The organism is Eubacterium barkeri (assembly GCF_900107125.1).
Classification (GTDB): Bacteria; Bacillota; Clostridia; order Eubacteriales; family Eubacteriaceae; genus Eubacterium_O; species Eubacterium_O barkeri.
Genome location: NZ_FNOU01000016.1, coordinates 61,252 through 78,450, shown reverse-complemented (window position 1 = coordinate 78,450; position 17,199 = coordinate 61,252). Strand labels below are relative to the sequence as shown.

At 49.0% G+C, this 17,199-nt stretch carries 19 protein-coding genes; 10 read left to right on the top strand and 9 right to left on the bottom strand.

The genetic code is table 11. The features are described 5' to 3' along the window. Nucleotides 1-238 precede the first annotated feature (238 nt). The 6 genes from BLU30_RS09960 to BLU30_RS09935 all read right to left on the bottom strand — a co-directional run bounded on the left by BLU30_RS09960 (nt 239) and on the right by BLU30_RS09935 (nt 6,233). Complete coding sequence (locus tag BLU30_RS09960; RefSeq protein WP_090245983.1) at nt 239-1,933, bottom strand: putative ABC transporter permease subunit; 1,695 nt, start codon at nt 1,931-1,933, stop codon at nt 239-241. Next, entirely contained in the window at nt 1,930-2,652 is a 723-nt protein-coding gene (locus BLU30_RS09955) for an ABC transporter ATP-binding protein (RefSeq protein WP_090245981.1), read from the bottom strand. The genes BLU30_RS09960 and BLU30_RS09955 overlap by 4 nt, the downstream gene beginning before the upstream one ends. A gap of 126 nt (nt 2,653-2,778) precedes the next feature. Beyond that, nucleotides 2,779-3,423 (bottom strand): BMC domain-containing protein, encoded by a 645-nt coding sequence (locus BLU30_RS09950; protein WP_090245980.1) that lies wholly within the window; start codon nt 3,421-3,423, stop codon nt 2,779-2,781. A gap of 93 nt (nt 3,424-3,516) precedes the next feature. Beyond that, nucleotides 3,517-4,377, bottom strand: a complete 861-nt coding sequence (gene rsmA / locus BLU30_RS09945) for a 16S rRNA (adenine(1518)-N(6)/adenine(1519)-N(6))-dimethyltransferase RsmA (RefSeq protein ID WP_090245993.1) — start codon at nt 4,375-4,377, stop codon at nt 3,517-3,519. Beyond that, entirely contained in the window at nt 4,325-5,599 is a 1,275-nt protein-coding gene (locus BLU30_RS09940) for a CCA tRNA nucleotidyltransferase (RefSeq protein WP_090245978.1), read from the bottom strand. The genes rsmA and BLU30_RS09940 overlap by 53 nt, the downstream gene beginning before the upstream one ends. Next, a complete protein-coding gene (locus tag BLU30_RS09935; RefSeq protein ID WP_090245976.1) occupies nt 5,568-6,233 on the bottom strand; it encodes an HAD-IA family hydrolase in 666 nt (221 codons plus the stop codon). The genes BLU30_RS09940 and BLU30_RS09935 overlap by 32 nt, the downstream gene beginning before the upstream one ends. 220 nt (nt 6,234-6,453) lie before the next feature. Here BLU30_RS09935 and hisZ point away from each other — a divergent pair, with 220 nt between their 5' ends. The 9 genes from hisZ to hisIE are packed head-to-tail and all read left to right on the top strand — an operon-like array spanning nt 6,454 to nt 14,050. Next, nucleotides 6,454-7,707 (top strand): ATP phosphoribosyltransferase regulatory subunit, encoded by a 1,254-nt coding sequence (hisZ, locus tag BLU30_RS09930; protein ID WP_090245975.1) that lies wholly within the window; start codon nt 6,454-6,456, stop codon nt 7,705-7,707. Next, nucleotides 7,707-8,330 (top strand): ATP phosphoribosyltransferase, encoded by a 624-nt coding sequence (gene hisG / locus BLU30_RS09925; protein ID WP_090245974.1) that lies wholly within the window; start codon nt 7,707-7,709, stop codon nt 8,328-8,330. The genes hisZ and hisG overlap by 1 nt, the downstream gene beginning before the upstream one ends. A 9-nt stretch (nt 8,331-8,339) precedes the next feature. Then, on the top strand, nt 8,340-9,620 hold the full coding sequence (gene hisD, locus BLU30_RS09920) for a histidinol dehydrogenase (RefSeq protein ID WP_090245972.1): 1,281 nt from the start codon (nt 8,340-8,342) through the stop codon (nt 9,618-9,620). Nucleotide 9,621: 1 nt separating this feature from the next. Next, complete coding sequence (gene hisC / locus BLU30_RS09915) at nt 9,622-10,692, top strand: histidinol-phosphate transaminase (protein WP_090245970.1); 1,071 nt, start codon at nt 9,622-9,624, stop codon at nt 10,690-10,692. Beyond that, nucleotides 10,682-11,269 (top strand): imidazoleglycerol-phosphate dehydratase HisB, encoded by a 588-nt coding sequence (hisB, locus tag BLU30_RS09910; RefSeq protein WP_090245968.1) that lies wholly within the window; start codon nt 10,682-10,684, stop codon nt 11,267-11,269. The genes hisC and hisB overlap by 11 nt, the downstream gene beginning before the upstream one ends. Nucleotides 11,270-11,287: 18 nt before the next feature. Continuing rightward, a complete protein-coding gene (gene hisH, locus BLU30_RS09905) occupies nt 11,288-11,896 on the top strand; it encodes an imidazole glycerol phosphate synthase subunit HisH (protein ID WP_176770897.1) in 609 nt (202 codons plus the stop codon). Further along, complete coding sequence (hisA, locus tag BLU30_RS09900; RefSeq protein ID WP_090245963.1) at nt 11,893-12,612, top strand: 1-(5-phosphoribosyl)-5-[(5-phosphoribosylamino)methylideneamino]imidazole-4-carboxamide isomerase; 720 nt, start codon at nt 11,893-11,895, stop codon at nt 12,610-12,612. The genes hisH and hisA overlap by 4 nt, the downstream gene beginning before the upstream one ends. Continuing rightward, nucleotides 12,606-13,370 carry an imidazole glycerol phosphate synthase subunit HisF gene (hisF, locus tag BLU30_RS09895; RefSeq protein ID WP_090245961.1) on the top strand — a complete coding sequence of 255 codons (765 nt, stop codon included), beginning with the start codon at nt 12,606-12,608 and terminating at the stop codon, nt 13,368-13,370. The genes hisA and hisF overlap by 7 nt, the downstream gene beginning before the upstream one ends. 26 nt (nt 13,371-13,396) lie before the next feature. Continuing rightward, entirely contained in the window at nt 13,397-14,050 is a 654-nt protein-coding gene (gene hisIE / locus BLU30_RS09890) for a bifunctional phosphoribosyl-AMP cyclohydrolase/phosphoribosyl-ATP diphosphatase HisIE (RefSeq protein ID WP_143024228.1), read from the top strand. An 87-nt stretch (nt 14,051-14,137) separates the two neighbouring features. On the opposite strand, the gene BLU30_RS09885 is transcribed toward hisIE, so the two are convergent. Both BLU30_RS09885 and BLU30_RS09880 read right to left on the bottom strand, forming a co-directional pair. Further along, complete coding sequence (locus BLU30_RS09885; protein WP_090245959.1) at nt 14,138-14,728, bottom strand: accessory gene regulator B family protein; 591 nt, start codon at nt 14,726-14,728, stop codon at nt 14,138-14,140. Then, the gene (locus BLU30_RS09880; protein WP_090245957.1) at nt 14,725-14,883 is read right to left on the bottom strand and encodes an AgrD family cyclic lactone autoinducer peptide; all 159 of its coding nucleotides are present in this window, start codon (nt 14,881-14,883) and stop codon (nt 14,725-14,727) included. Before BLU30_RS09880 ends, BLU30_RS09885 begins: the two co-directional genes overlap by 4 nt. 156 nt (nt 14,884-15,039) lie before the next feature. On the opposite strand from BLU30_RS09880, the gene BLU30_RS09875 reads away from it, so the two are divergent. Beyond that, nucleotides 15,040-16,323, top strand: a complete 1,284-nt coding sequence (locus tag BLU30_RS09875) for a sensor histidine kinase (RefSeq protein WP_090245955.1) — start codon at nt 15,040-15,042, stop codon at nt 16,321-16,323. A gap of 10 nt (nt 16,324-16,333) precedes the next feature. Here BLU30_RS09875 and BLU30_RS09870 read toward each other — a convergent pair whose 3' ends face one another. Continuing rightward, nucleotides 16,334-17,188: an ATP-binding protein gene (locus tag BLU30_RS09870; RefSeq protein ID WP_090245953.1), complete on the bottom strand. Its 855-nt coding sequence runs from the start codon at nt 17,186-17,188 to the stop codon at nt 16,334-16,336. Nucleotides 17,189-17,199 lie beyond the last annotated feature (11 nt).

Below are 17,199 nucleotides of genomic sequence, written 5' to 3'. Positions count from 1 at the left end.
AGGGTGAGGATAAAAAAGATTCACCCCGGACCCCAGGCGCTGACGAACAAAGGGAAAGTTCTCATTCGTCAGTGCGCAAAACCTTCGGTTTTGATAGGGTTTAAGGCCGGTTAGCTTTCTTGATTTGATGAAAATCGAAACCGCCATCCCGCAGGGGCAGCCAGGGTTCTCGTATTTTTATCATCACCCTTCCCTGGGTTTGTCGACAGTCTGAAAAGCCTGGGCTGGGCTTTCTTCCCTATTCATCGCATTTTAGCAGGCACCTGGGCAATTGTCGAACACAGACCCTGTACAGAATAATGGACAGCACCGCGGACAGGCCAAGAACAGCGCCACAGCCAGCCCAGGGACTCAGAAAGTAACCCATGCTACCGTCAAGCACCATTAGGATCACGGTGTAACACAGTCCAAAAAGCATGGTAAAAATAACATTCAGATTATTTTTCACCGCCCGTTGTGGGTTATCCCAATGCAGCAGGGGGCGGTGCATATCTATCAGCAGCCCAGTAAGCTGGATGGGCAGGGCACCGCCAATACCACAAAGGGTTGATAGGAGAATGACCTGTGGGCTGAGGCCCATCATAAAGCGCAGCATGATAAAGGTCATCACAATCCCCAAAGCCTGAATACAAAGGGCGGATGCACACCGCCCCATGACCTGAGCCCGGGGAGCAACGGGAATGATCCGAGTAATCCAGATCCCCTTCCCCTCCCGGGAAAAAGAAGTCGCCGTTGTAGCGGAGGTCGCTCCAAAGAATAAAAATACAAGGCTTAAGGCTAAAACCAAAAATTCCGGGTGCTGGGAAAGGAATTGGATGGCCTGTTCAATCTCGCCTCCTCTCCCCCCTTTAGCCATAAAAATCACAAAAATTAAGCATAAAGGAATGACAATTGCAATACTCACATTATTAAAGAAAAAAATCGGGGTTCGCAGCAGCAGGCGAAAATCCATCTGGAAGATCCGGAGGGCAGACCCCCGACGCCTTCCTAAAAGCCCGGCGAACCCTTTCTGGTTCTTTTGCCCCTTGGGTACAGCCGACATCCCCCCTTCCAACAGTCCTTTAATATAAAAGCGCTCACCAATCCATATGAGCAGGACAATACTTCCCACCGACAGACCAAGGACTCCTACCAGGCAGGCCAGGGATATGAGCCCCTCTCCCATTAACGCCCGGGCGGCCAGGTAAGCCGGTGGAAAAATTCGAATAATACTGTCAAGAAGCACCCTGTTATTTTCAAGAACCTGTGCCAGCATTTCGGTGAGCTGACGCTCATCCATACTGGATGCGGCACTCCCCAGGGTAAATTGAACCCCCAGAATAAGGGCTAAAAAGGCAAACATCATCACAACTGAGATGACATCCTTCTTCCCTTTTAGATTCCCTGCACCAAGGATCACCATCATCAGTGCTGCCTCCAGGGCGATGGGCAATATTGGTAATGCCATAACCAACAAAAAAGCAGCGGGCAGATACCAAAGCCAAAAGACGCCCTGGGCGGCCCCCCAAATAATGAGTGGCGGCACCATGATGAGAATGCTAAAAACATATTCCCAAAGCAGTACACAGCAAAGCTTCGCCAGAATGATCTCCCTGGGACGGATTGGGAGGGAAAGCAGCTGGGTAACGCCTTTAGAAAAATAAAACTCTGACAAGACCCAGGCAATACCGAAAACAAGCACCAGGATTGAAGCCATGGCATAAAAAAGACCAATATACCCCAGGGTTTGTCCAATGGCAGCCATACTGACATAAAGGGCCCCTGCAAAAGCAAAATAGACGATTAGAGCCGGCAGACACAGCAGGGGGACACCAACCATTAAAAAAATCTGTTTTGTAAAAGCCCGTTTATCATTCTGCCTGTTATACTCCAGCATAGAAATCCCCAGCTGGTTGCGCAGCAGTAGACCGGTGAGCAGTATCATTCGTTTCATTCGGTTAGCTCCAGGAAAATTTCTTCCAGGGATTCATCCTTGCCAGCGCCTCCCCGGATTTCATCCATGGTCCCCAGGGCGATGAGGCGCCCATGGTGAATAATGGCAATACGATCACATATTTTTTCAGCGACGTCCAGCACATGGGTGGAAAAGAACACCGAATGCCCCTGGGCACACAGCTCAGCCATGATCTTCTTCAGCTCAAAGGAGGATTTAGGGTCCAGGCCCACCATGGGTTCATCCAGAATGAACAGCCTGGGATTATGAATCAGCGCTCCAATGAGGGCAATTTTCTGCTTCATTCCATGGGAGTAGGCCGCAATAGGCGCCGCCACATCCCCCTTTAAATCAAAAATATCCAGGTAACGGGCTGCCCGCTCCTTAAACTCCCCATCCGGCACCCTGTAAACATCGGCCATGAATCGCAGATACTCGTTCCCACGGATTTTTTCAAAAAGCTCCGGATTATCCGGCACATAGCTGAATTTTTCCTTTGCCCCCATGGGATCCTGCTGATTATCCACACCATCAATGATAATGCGTCCGGTATCCGGGGAAAGCAGGGAGGCAATCATCTTAATGGTGGTGGTCTTTCCGGCCCCATTGGGCCCTACAAATCCAAAAATTTCTCCATCCCGAACAGTAAAACACAAATCGTCCACGGCTTTTTGAGATTTATTACCATAGGTCTTTGATAAGTTTTCAATTGTCAGCATAATAGTTCCTTTCCATACGAATCCAAGTGATCTGATTCCCCATTATTATACCATCTCAACTAAAAAAAGATATGGAGCCGCAGTTGATTCTGCAGTGCCATATCTCTTGTTATTCAACTTTTAATCTTAATATTCAACCGGGTCATCCACATAATCGAAAATCGCATTTTTAAAGCTTTCCGCTGCGGAACGGCATTGGGACTGGGAGCCGGTAAAGATCCCGCCACACAGGTTGGAATGGGTTGGGCTGCCTAAATACTGAACCAATTCCACGTCGGCATAATCCGTCATTTCATCAATCCCTGCAACACCATAAATCGCCGGAGCCAAAAGGTAAACAATGGACGAACCCTGGGGCAGATTGTAGGCCTTGGCAAAATAACGGCCGATTTTAGACACACACTCGGAATAAAGCACCACGCTGTCATCCTCACTGATACTATATAAAGAAGCCTGCTCTTCCACAAACTCCCGAACATAGCGCAGCCCCCGCTGGACATCCGATACCGTCGGGCCTGTAATCATACCGAAGGTCTGGCCATCATTCATCTTACCGCTGCCACCATAGGTGGAATAAATCTTCGCCACTTCGATGTTGGCCATCTTGGTGGCATCGTCAGCGGCCACATAACCCACACCATCACACGCAGTGGTGAAAAGGCCCATATCCACATAGCCTTCAGGTAATTCATAATCATCGATCATAAAATCATTAACGGCGGTGAGCAATCGGCTGACCAATACCTTTCCTGAAACTTTATCACCAATCATTGGGGAGTCCTCCTTATAATTCAAATTCTAGTTTATAGTCATAATAATTAACATTATCATACCAGCATTTTCGTGAAATATCAAGAAACAAAATTATTCTTTCTGCAGACAATCCGAAAGCCGGGCGAAATCTTCTCCGGTAAGGCGCTCGGCCCGAACCCCAGGATCAATATTCGCAGCCTCTAAAGCCTTCGTGAGTCTTTCCTTATCGTAACCGGTATTGGCGCACAGGCTATTGATCAGTGTCTTCCGTCGATTTAAAAAAGCGGCTTTAACAATGCGGAAAAACAGTTCCTTATCCTCGGGGGTCACCGAAGGTGCCTGGCGTTTTTCCAGGGTGATGACCACAGAGTCTACCTTAGGTCGAGGCATGAAAACACCAGCAGGCACATAAAATGCCACCTGGGGCTTGACATAATACTGGCAGGCGATGGTTAGGGATCCGTAGGCCTTAGTTCCTGGCTGGGCGCAGATCCGCTCTCCAACCTCCTTCTGAATTAAAAAAGACATCCGCTCCACCGGAAGGTCCGACTCTAAAAATCCCATGATAATGGGTGTCGTCACGTAGTAGGGGAGATTCGCCACGATTTTTAAAGACATTCCCCGGGCCAACTCCTGGGCCACCAAGGCGGCCACATCGGTCTTTAAAATATCCCCACAAATCACTGAAACATTGGGGCAATCTGCCAGGGTTTCTTCCAATACCGGAATCAGTTTTTTATCAATTTCTACAGCGTAGACCTTTCCCGCCTCCCGGGCAAGGACCTGGGTCATGGTGCCGATACCCGGCCCCACCTCCAGCACAATATCCTCCTTGGTCAGTTGTCCCGCCGCCACAATCTTTTCAACCATGTTGGCGTCGATTAGAAAGTTTTGCCCAAACCGTTTGTTAAAATGCAAATCATATTTCTTCAGTAAACCCTCGATGGTCCTGGGTGATGTGAGCTTTTCCACTTTTGTCCTCCTCTAAATAGACCATCAGGTCCGCTTTCGTATTTTTTTCTGGATGCCGATATACCCATTTTAAGGCAGTATCCAGGGCCCTGGCAATGGCGCTGCCCTCATAGCCAAGGGCCTTGATATCCTCGCCCTTTACCGCAAGGTCTGCCCGCACCAGGGCATCCCCCCGGGCTTTAATCACCTCAAAGGCGGCACGGTTCTCAGCGGCCTCCCCCATCCATTTGGGGTTGTTCTCCCACTGGGCCTGACCCTGCTGGAGACAAAGAAGCCGGTCGAAATCTGCCACCCCAATATCTGCAATAGCGCCTTTAAAAGCCACCATATCCCCAGACTTTACAAAAAAATGGCGGCTCAAAGCAATTACCCGGGCCATGATCGCCTTGGGATAACGCATACAGGAAAAAAATTCCAGACGTTCCACTGGAGTCATGGGAACCGCCAGAATGGTCAGGCGCATGACCAAATCCCTGGGGACATAGGCCATAATCTCAAAACTCTCAATTAAATGGTAATCCCGTTGACGTTTGGTAAAGGCCGGAATGGTCCGGCGCAACAGAGTCGTCATCAAATCCGTTCGCACCAGCAGGTATCCCCCCCAAGTGACCTTCTCTGCCAGAAGTATCCGATCAAATTCCTCCCGCAGGCGTTCCATGCTAACGCCATCAATGGCAGGATTCGCATGGATCGCCTCCCGGGTAGGGGCTGCAATTTCCATGGCTTTCTCCGCAGCCAGGCGGATGGCACGCCATTTGCGCAGCTGATCCTCCTGGAAGCGATCATCCGGATTTCCGATGCACCGCAATATGCCCTTTTCTAAATCCTCAAGGCCACCAACATAATCGTAAAGGACGCCCTGCCCATCCACAACCAGGGCATTGATGGTAAAATCCCGGCGGATAACATCCTCCCGGATATCATCAGTAAAGGCCACAGCCACCGGGTGGCGTCCATCCTGATAGGCCGTATCCCTCCTAAAGGTGGTAATTTCGTAAACTTCTCCCTCCAGCACCACCCCAATGGTTCCGAAGCGCTTTCCTTTATTGATGGTATGGGGAAACCACACCTCCATTTCCTCGGGCAAAGCATCAGTGGTCAAATCGATATCTCCAGGGGGAATCCCCAACAAGCAGTCACGCACCGCTCCACCGACGATGTAAAGCTGCCTGCCCCGGGCATAGAAAACCTCAAACAGCTGTTTCAGAGCATCCTTTATCATCTTTACTCCTCACGATTTCCAAGATTTCCTCCAGAGAGGAGGCCGTGTAGGTGGGATTACAGCGCTCTAAGGCCGCCAGGGTATTATACCCCCAGTCCACAGCGACTACATCCACCCCAGCCCGGTGACAGGCTTCAATATCCCGGGTTTCATCGCCGATATACAGAATCTCGGATAGCTCCAGCTTGTATTTCTTGGCAACCTTTTTTATTTTTTTCTCCTTGGATAAAAGGGAGGAACATACCACAAAATCAAAGCAATCGGTGATGGCATAATTCTTCAAAAAAGCATTGACAGTCTTCTTGACATTCGACGTTAAAATTCCCCGGATTTCCGTTTCTGACTCCAGGGCTGTCATGAAGTCCCGGAGATGGGGCTTAAAGGCCTTAATGGAATCCTTCTCCTCCCGGAGGCGCCGCTGCCCTTCCCGAAGGACCCGGGGCAAACGGTAGAAGGGAATATCCACAATTTCCATAATGTCCGCAATATTGAGCTCCTTGATGTGCTGGAGCTCCTCATGGGTAACCTTCCGATATTTATATTTTTCCGCCATATCATTGTACAATTGAAAGACCTGCTGTTCTGTATCTGCCAAGGTCCCATCAAAGTCAAAGATAATACATTTATAAGCCATATTCTCTCCAAAATTTCAAAGTTCACTTTCCTCTTTTTCTATTGTCCAATGGACACATTCATTTTTCAACCTTTTTATGGTAGAATAATATTATCATATTTCTAGATTAAAGTTGCATGAAAATTAGGTTTTTTCTCTGAAAGCATTGACCTGGACCAAAATGAATGTTAGACTATCATCACGCACTTTATTACGGTAACGTAACAAAGAGGAGGATACTATGTTAACAAATTATACTATTGAAGGGTTTGAGAATATCCAATATCAAGGCTTTCTGGCCCTTCAAAAAATCGAAAATAAGCTGAGCCATTTGTTCAGTCTGTACGGCTACCACCAGGTCTCCACGCCCACCTTTGAGGCCTATGACCTACTGGCCCCAGAGGACGCCATTCCCAGTGACGAGCTCTTCAAGCTGGTCAATCATCAGGGAAAGGTTCTGGCCCTTAAGCCGGATGCCACTCTGCCCATTGCCCGCATGGCCGCCATCAACCATCACGATTCCCAGGAAATCATTAAATTTTGCTACCGCACCAATATCTATCGGAATTTCGCTTCTCCGGATATTGTGAAAAAGGAAATTACCCAGATGGGGGTGGAATATTTCGGCAATGCCATGCCGGAATGTGATGGTGAAATCATCGCTCTGGCCATCTCCTCCCTGCTGGTAAACGGCATTGAAGATATCCACATCGATATGGGGCACGTCGGCTTTATTGGCCAGCTTTTTGATGCCATTGGACTTACCGGGGACAAACGCACCCGGCTTTTAAATCTCATCGAAACGAAAAACCTCGGTGATATCCGGGATTTTCTATCCGACGAGCCCTATGACGACGCCACCGTGGAAACCATCCTGAAAATGCCCCTGCTCTACGGGGACCCCCAGGAGGTTTTCTCAGAAATGGACGGCCTCTGTCTGACCGATGGTATGCGCTCTGTCGTCTCCCAGCTCCGTGCCATTTACAAGCATTTGGAAATCATTGGCCTCGCCCAATACATCACCTTCGATTTAGGCTTCACCAGCCGGATGAATTATTACACTGACCTGATTTTCAAGGTCTACGTCAACGGCTGGGGAGAGCCCGTCATTGGCGGTGGACGCTATGATAATCTTTCTGCCCGGTTTGGTATTGACCGGCCGGCCTGTGGCTTTGCCATCGATATCCTCCAACTCATGGATTATATGGAACAAAATGATCTTCTGCCGGCGGACACCACCAGCCGTACTGTCATTTTATACGATCCCGGAGATAAATGCCAGGCCTTCGACACCGCCGATACCCTCCGTTCCCAGGGCTGTTCCACCGAGGTTTTCCAGGTCTCTGACACCTCCCTGACAACGAAGGCACAGCTCCAGCACAATCAAATGTATGAAGGCGCCAGCTTTTATTATATCAGCGGCGGCAAAACCTTTCAGTTTAAGGACGATGCCTTTAAGCCCATTGCATGTATTACAGAAGGGATGGTGGACTGATGACCATACGTTTTGCCCTGGCCAAGGGCCGAGTCGCTAAAAAAGCCATTGCACTCCTTACCGAGATCGGCTATTGCTTTGAGGATTATACCCCGGAAAGCCGGAAATTAATCTTTCAGGATACCTCCGGTGCCATTGAATTCTTTTTGGTAAAATCTCCGGATGTGGGCACCTATGTTGAAAAGGGTGCCGCAGATATCGGCATCGTTGGCCGGGATGTCTTGATGGAACACCCCGCCAATGTCTACGAGCTGTTAAACCTGAATATCGGACAATGCAAGATGTGCGTGGCCGGTTATGCCGATACCCATATCCAATTCGACAAAAAGCTGGTGGTGGGGACAAAATATCCGGGTATTGCCAAACAATATTTTAATTCCATAGACCAGCCCATCGATCTGATCATGATCAACGGTTCGGTGGAGCTGGCCCCCATTCTTGGACTTTCCGACTGTATTGTAGATATTGTGGAAAGCGGCAGCACCCTGAAGGAAAATGGCCTGGTGGTGCTTCAGGAGATTTGCGATATCAGCTCAAGGCTCATTGTCAACCAAGTCAGTTTAAAGATTAAGCGGCGGGAAATCGAGCCCATTATCGATCGGTTTTCAGCCATCGCCCAATAGGAGGTTTGAATGAAAACATACACATACACCGAAGCCGCCCCCTCCCTCAACCGCCTGCTGAAGCGGGATGAAGGGGAAAACACGGAAATCCGGGATACTGTCCTCGCCATCATCGACGAAGTTAAGGCCCGGGGGGACGTTGCATTATTGGACTATACCGAAAAATTTGACGGGTGCCGCCTGGATTCTCTGGCCGTCACCCCAGAGGAAATTGAAGAAGCCTTCACCGCCGTGGGCCCGGAAATGATTGCCATTATGGAGGAGGCCGCCCAAAATATCCGGTCCTTCCACGAAAAGCAGCTGGAAACCACCTGGACCTACAGCCCGGGCCCGGGCATCACCCTGGGTCAGCACATCACTGCCCTGGAACGGGTGGGCCTTTATGTCCCCGGAGGAAAGGCGGCTTACCCCTCCACCGTCCTTATGGACAGCATTCCCGCCATTGTCGCTGGGGTGGATTCCCTAGTGATGGTAACCCCACCGGGAGCCGACGGTAAAATCAACCCCCATATTCTGGCTGCGGCTAAAATTGCGGGTGTGACGGAAATTTTAAAGGTCGGTGGCGCCCAGGCCATCGCTGCCCTGGCCTTTGGCACCGAATCGGTGAAGCCCGTTAATAAAATTGTGGGCCCGGGCAATATCTTCGTAGCCACCGCCAAGAAGGAAGTCTTTGGGGTGGTGGATATCGATATGATTGCCGGTCCCAGCGAAGTTCTTATCCTGGCCGATGGCAATGCCAATCCGGTTTTTGCAGCGGCAGACCTCCTCTCCCAGGCGGAGCATGATGAAATGGCCATGCCCATCCTGGTGACTACCTCCCGGGCCTTTGGTGAAGCCGTAGAAGCCGAAATCACACGACAGATTGATGCAGACCTTAGCCGGAAGGCCATCGCCCGGAAGTCCGTTTCGGGCTACGGTTTTATCTTTGTCTGTGAGAATTTGGACCAGGCCTTTGAGCTGTCCAACGCCATCGCTCCGGAGCATATGGAAATTCTCCTTCCGGATGCCATGGATTATCTTAATCGAGTGCGCAATGCCGGTGCAATCTTCCTGGGGTCCTACACCCCTGAACCCTTGGGCGATTACTTTGCCGGCCCCAACCACACCCTGCCCACCTCTGGGACCGCTAAGTTCTCCTCTCCCCTGGGGGTTTATGATTTTACCAAACGTTCCAGTATTCTAAGCTATTCCGAAGCTGCCCTTAAAAAGGATTATCAAAAAATTGCAGCCTTTGCCCGCTCCGAAGGGCTGGACGCCCACGCCAAATCTGTAGAAAGGCGGTTTGAGTAAAATGAAAAAGGATTATACCCGCCCCTGTGTCCAAAAACTGGAAGCCTACCAAGTGGAGCCTCCCCAATACGACATTATCCTCAATGCCAATGAAAATCCCTGGGATTTTCCCGACGACTTGAAAAAAGAACTTTGTGAGACCATTATGGCGACGCATCTTAACCGCTATCCCGATGCCTGCTTTACGGAGCTTAGGGAATTACTCTCAGATTACACCGGTATTGCCCCGGACCAGCTCATTGCCGGCTGTGGCTCTGATGAAATCATCAATATGATTTGCCAGTCCTTTGTGAACACCGGCGACACCATCGTCTCCCACGCCCCTTCCTTTTCCATGTACGAAATCTGGAGCACCATTGGAGACGCCCCCTTCTTATGGGTGCCGGATAAAGAAGACCACTTCCCAGATGTTTCTGCCATCATCGCCACAGCGATCGAAAAAAATGCCAAGGTCATCTATCTGTGCAATCCCAATAATCCCACGGGCTACCTCTTCCCACGGCACGATATCATCCAGATTCTGGAAGAAACCGGAGCCCTGGTGGTCCTGGATGAAGCCTATATCGAATTTAAGGAGGGCGAAAGCCATATTGATTTAGTCGATTATTATCCCAACCTATTGGTCATGCGCACCCTCTCCAAGGCCTTTGGTCTGGCCGGGATCCGCTGCGGCTACTGTGCTGGGAGCAAAGCCCTCATCGATGTCATGTACAAGGTAAAATCCCCCTATAATCTCAACACCCTCACCCAGCAAACGGCCATTAGTGCCCTTCGGCACCGGGACAAGCTGCTGGGTCGCCTAAAAACCCTGGGGGTCGAACGCCGGAAGATGTATAAGGCCCTCCTGGCCCTCCCCATCGAGAAGGTTTATCCCACCGCTGCCAATTTCATCTATTTTGAAACTGCCAAGGCTCCGGCAATCTACAAAGCCATGAAGGAAGCCAACATCCTCATTAAGCATTTTCGTTCAAAGAAGGGCCAGCCAGAAGCCATCCGCTTAACCATTGGCTCCCCGGAAGAAAACAAAGGGGTTTTAGATATTCTAAGGGAGGTATATAGTCATGACGCGTAAAATCAGCCTAAGCCGGGAAACCGCCGAAACCCAAATTGCCCTGACCCTGGATCTGGATGGAACGGGCCAATGTACCGTGGAAACCGGCGTTCCCTTTTTTGACCACATGATGGTCCTTTTTACCAAGCACGGTCATTTTGACTTAAACCTTTCTGCCACCGGTGATGGGGTGGATAACCACCATGCTTTGGAGGATATCGGTATCCTGCTGGGTCAGGCCTTCGCCAAAGCACTGGGCGATAAGGCTGGCATCAATCGCTATGCCTTTCAGTTCACCCCCATGGATGAGGCCCTGTGCCGCATCTGTATCGACATCAGCGGTCGTGCCACCTTGGTTTGGGATGTCCCCCTTACCCGGGAATACATCGGTGATTTTGAAACGGAGATGCTGGAAGAATTTTTCATCGCCTTCACCCACAATGCCAGGATGACCATCCATGTCACCTCCCTCTATGGCCGGAACAACCATCATATCGTTGAGGGTATCTTTAAAGGCTTTGGCCGAACCCTCAAGGAGGCCGTCACCCTGGACCCTGAAAACCCAGGAATTCCCAGCACCAAGGGAATCATCGAATAAAGCAGACAGGAGCAGATTATGATTGCCATTATTGACTACGATGTTGGAAACTTGAAAAATGTTCATACCGCCCTAAAGGATGTGGGACTTAGCAGCGTCATCACCCGGAACCCCCAGGTGATGGACGATGCCGATGCCATCATCCTCCCCGGTGTTGGGGCCTTTGCCGATGCCATGAAAAACCTGGATGCCTACAACCTGCTCTCCCCACTGAACCGAAATGTGGCCTCGGGCAAAATCCTCATGGGGATTTGCCTGGGGATGCAGGTCCTCTTCGATAAAAGCTATGAGGATGGTGAAAATGGGGGCTTAGGGTATATTCCCGGTGAGGTGGTCCGCTTTGATGCCCCGGGGCTTAAAATCCCCCATATGGGTTGGAATAACCTGACCATTAATCGGGAAGACCCCATCGCCTGGGGCCTCACCCCAGAGGATTATGTCTATTTCGTCCATTCCTACTACGCCATCCCCCAAAATTTTGAGGATGTGGTGGCCTATGCCGACTATTCCGCTAAGGTCCCCGGTATCGTCAGACGGGATAATGTCATCGGAATGCAGTTCCACCCTGAAAAAAGTGCCGGAGTGGGAAGGAAGCTATTGCAAAATTTTAAGGAGTGTATCAAATGATCGTATTACCCGCTATCGATATTAAAAACGGACAATGCGTCCGTTTGCAGCAAGGTGTTAAAGATGCCGAAACCGTCTATTTTAAGGACCCTGTCGAAGTGGCAATGCGCTTCCAGGACCAGGGAGCCGAATACCTGCACCTGGTGGATTTAGATGGTGCCTTTGAGGGGAAGCCTAAAAATCTAAAGACCATTCAAAGCATTGTGGAGGCTTTGAATATTCCCATCGAGCTGGGTGGCGGCATCCGCAATCTGGAAATCGCCGAAATGTACATGGATATCGGGGTGTCCCGAATTATCATTGGTACCCAGGCCATTAAGGACTTCGCCTTCATCGAAAAGCTCATTAATCTCTATGACGACGCAATCTGCGTCTCCATCGATGCCAAGGACGGCATGGTCTGCACCGAGGGATGGGTGGAAAGCAGTGATATGGAAGCCCTGGAGCTGGCCACCAAGCTCGAAAAAATCGGCCTCTCCACCTTGGTATACACCGATATTTCCAAGGACGGTATGATGACCGGCCCTAATTTTGAGATGCTAAGGGTGTTGAACGCCCATCTCCAGATGGATATCATCGCCTCTGGGGGCATTGCCTCCACCGCCCATCTCGACCGCCTGGCCGCCATGGATCTCTATGGTGCTATCACCGGAAAGGCCATTTATGAAGGCACCATCGATTTAGCCGCCTACCTTAAGGGGGCCCCTTCATGCTGACCAAACGCCTGATCCCTTGCCTGGACGTGGACCACGGCCGGGTGGTCAAGGGAAAAAAATTCAAAGACATCCAGGATGTTGCCGATCCCATTGAGCTGGGACGGTACTATTCTGAACAGGGGGCCGATGAACTGGTTTTCTATGATATCACCGCCTCCTACGAAGAGCGGGACATCTTCCTCAATATCGTCGAAGGGGTGGCCGAGGCCATTCGGATTCCCTTTACCATTGGCGGCGGCATCAGCAAGGTCGAGGACTTTCGTAAGGTCCTCATGGCTGGTGCCGACAAGGTTTCCGTCAATTCCTCAGCCGTCCGGAATCCCCAGCTCATTCGGGATGCAGCCCTGAAATTCGGCAACCAATGCGTCGTCCTTTCCATCGATGCCAAACGAAATGCCGCCGGCTCCTGGGATGTCTATGTTAAGGGGGGCCGGGAAAACACCGGTATTGACGCCATTGCCTGGGCTGTGCAGGGCCAGGCTTTAGGCGCTGGGGAAATCTGTATTAACTCCATCGATACCGACGGGGTGAAACAGGGCTATGACCTGGAGCTCAACCGCCTTTTGTCTGAAACCCTCACCATTCCCGTCATCGCCTCCGGCGGTGCCGGAAAGCCCAAGGATTTTGCAGATGTCCTCAAGGTCGGTGCCGATGCTGCCCTGGCTGCCTCGGTATTCCATTATAAGGAAATCCCCATCCCTGATTTAAAGGATTATTTAGGAACCCAGGGCCTGGCCATGCGTCCGGTCCAACGGTAATGTACGATTTTACAAAAGAAAGAAGAATGAAATTGAAACTTGAAGACATTGAACTGAAATACAACGATGCGGGGCTGATTCCCGCCATTGTCCAGGATTATCGCACCCGGGAGGTGCTCATGATGGCCTGGATGAATGAAGACGCCTTAAAACGCACCCTGGCAACAAAGAAAGCCACCTTCTGGAGCCGCAGCCGAGGGGAATTGTGGATAAAGGGTGAAACCTCCGGCAATATCCAGCAGGTCGTCTCCATCGATTATGACTGCGATGGCGATACCCTGCTCCTCCAGGTCCTCCCCGCTGGTCCCGCCTGCCATACCGGCCATACCAGCTGCTTTTACCGCAACCTGATGATCGACGATGCTGCAAACAAGGGAAATATCACTATTCTCCACGACCTGGCCGCACAAATTAAAGAGCGTCGGGAGAATCCCGTGGAGGGCTCCTATACCAACTACCTTTTCCGGGAAGGAGTAGATAAAATTTGTAAAAAAATTGGTGAAGAGTCCGCGGAAACCATCATCGCCGCCAAGAATAACGATCCCGAGGAGCTGCGTTACGAAGCCTCGGACCTCCTCTACCATTTAGCGGTTTTGCTCAACAACCAAGGCGTCACCTACGATGAGCTCTTTGAAGTCTTGACAAAACGCCATACCAATAGGCGTAAACGGGAATACTAAGCCAACGCATAAAGGGACTGCCCTGGGAGTACTTACCCCCGGGACAATCCCTTATTTTTAAGTAAACGACAAATTTAGCGGCATCCACTAGACTTCAATGGGTGCCCGTTCATTGAACAGATAGCCCAAAATCGCCATCAATGCCACCATATCCAGAGTGACCGCCATGGCAAATAACGGCTGCCACCACCCCACCATGAAAAACACCCCTCCAATTGCGACAAAAACCATGGAATAGATCAGAGCCTTTTTTCGATTAAGGGCCTTTTGCTCCTCCGTCAGGGGCTTATCGATATGCATGACAGGAGTCAGGGACCAGGCTGTTATCAGATAGAATAAAAAGCTTCCCAGGCTGCCAATGACATAATAATCCGAGGGTACCCCTCTCATAATCAGAAGATAGGCTACAAAGACAATCATGGTCTTGATGAAGCATCCCTTCCGGGTTTTTGCATGATAAATCCCAACAAGCCGAACAAGGGACAAGTAGATAACGCAGAAAATGAGGGCATTTAGTAACGCCTGGGTGAACGCTGCAATCGTGGCAATGACCACAAGATTGATGAGTACGAAGATTAACTCCTCAAAGCCAAAGGCAATGGCTTCACGGTTTTTTTCCTTAAGTACCCCTTCCCGGCAACACACCGCCGCCATCTGCTGGCCCCATTGTTTAATCATAATTCATCAATGAAAAAATCTTTTGCACCTTCCGGTAACTTAGGTTGGTGGGAAATAAAAAAACACGTATCTGAATTCTGGGCCAACAGAACGACTAAAGCAGAGAGCCAACAGGCATGTTTCAAAACGGCTGCTTTTAAACTTTTCAATTTCATAATAACCTCCCGATGGTCAATATTTTAAATCTATTTTATCACCTTTTTCTAAAAAGCCAACCCCCTTGCCTAATCGTAAAGTTTTTCGTCATAATGAATTGAATTTTTTAGATTTCCTGGTTATAATTTAAGAAAAAGAAAAGTTTGGAGTTTCTAATGCTATTTTTGACCATTGCCCTTTGTCTAAAAACCTATGTCACCTTTTTGGGATTTGATGTACTCTGTCAGCCGAAGAGTATTCGTAATAGTATTTTTCCCTATCTCTTCATGCTCCTGGTCTCCATTGGGTTAGCCCAATCTTTGTTTTATTTACAGGCTCACGCTGTATTATCCCTCATCGTCAGTATTGGTGATATACTATTAATCACTCTGTTTTATCGATGTTCATTAACGCAAAGGCTCCTCTTTTCATTGGCAATCATTATTATTACTTCAGTTGCAGAATTTCTTTCAGCCCTTGTCCTCAATGTACTCAATATCTCTATGACTTATTTTTTCACCAACGTGGAAAACACTTATACGGTCATTCAGGTTCTGCTGACCAGTGTCATCTTTTTTATGCTCATTTCCTTTATTCGTGTGACCAAAGAACGGAAGGGACTCCTCTCTAAGAATATTCTCCTTGTCTTTTATCCGATTTGTTCTTTGTGTATCTTAACACTTTTAATGTGGGCAATATTCCGAAATGGCTCAGAGACCGTTTCCTATGCTCTCTGTTTTATTATTATTATCCTGGTCTTTATATCAAACCTTCTTCTGATCAACATCATCAATCATACCATTGACTCTGAGCTGGACAAACAACGTAACCAATTTTTAGAAAAAACCATTGAAACACAGCGCCTTCACCAGGCGGATATGCTCCAATCTCAAAATGAAATCCGACGCATTCGCCATGATTTAAACGCCAGTCTCTCCCATTTGTCCGGACTGATAAAAGCTGGAAAATTAGCTGAATGTAACGATTTAATCAGCACTCTCACCCATACTGTTACAGAACAGGATTATTTAGCCCTTACCGGCTATCCAGGGCTGGATGCCGTCCTGTCCACTAAAATCCGAAACGCTAAAAACAAAGGTATCCTGATCAACACACTCATTACGCTTCCCGAACAAGAAAATAATCAGATTGATGAGCTGGATTTGTCCTTTATTTGCGCCAATATTTTAGATAATGCCATCGAAGCCACCGAGCATTGCGCCATCACGGATCCAGCCATCACTTTCAAAATATCCTTTGATGCTAAACTCAAAACACTGTACATTACTTGTCAAAACCCGACAATTAATGAAAGTCTAACCAAAACCACCAAGGCCGACCAAAGGAACCACGGTTTTGGCCTGTCCACCATCCGCCAGATCGCCAAAGGTTATGGAGGGACAGTAAACTGTCAGATTGAGGATGGGTGGTTTTTGATTGTGGTGGGGATGCCGGAATGAAAACTGTAAACTACAGCACTGGCAACAACACCCGCACCATAAACCATCCATCCCGGGCATCAAAATCAATGCTCCCCCCGTACCGCTTTACCGCCATTTGGACATTCTTTAACCCCAAACCATGGCCGGCATCTTCTTTGCTGCTTTTAAATAAACCATCCTTGTTTCCTTCTGGTGCTTTATCATAAGGATTCTCAATGGTAATAGCCAGCATCTGCCCTTTTTCTCGTAATACTATCCTAATTTTTGCTTCTGCGACCATTGCAGATGCCTCAATGGCATTATCCAGTAAGTTGGCAAAAATCGTCGTTATATCAAAATCGGACAAGTGACCGGTTCCCCTTGTTCCATCGTCAACCTGAAAATCAATTCCCAGGGCAACACACCGCTTATATTTATCGCTTAGTACAATCATGAGGGTATGGTTACTGCACGTAAAGGGTGGCTTCGTTGCCTTCAAAAGATCCTGGGTCGTTGTCATACATTGCTGTAACGCCTGGGTATCTCCTCTGGCACTAAGGGCTTCCATCAGGGAGATCTGACGGCGCATCGCATCAAAAAGGTGGCCGTAATCCTCCTGCTGCTTTTCAATATCCTCATAATAATGCGCCTCGAGTTCAGCGGCCCGTCGCTTGAGCTCAAGCTCATTTTCTTTCTGATAGCTTAAATTAATACGCCGGAAGGTGTAAATCAAGGTAAAATCAAAGATAACAAGCAGCATACTGTATACCATGATATAAATCTGCCGATCCGGGATATTCTTGACATAGTAGTAATTTAAATAGGTCATGGGGACCACTTCGAGGATAATCAACACGGTCATAAAGATTCCCTGAATGAGCCAGTTGATCTTTCTTTTATTCACTTCTCCCTCCT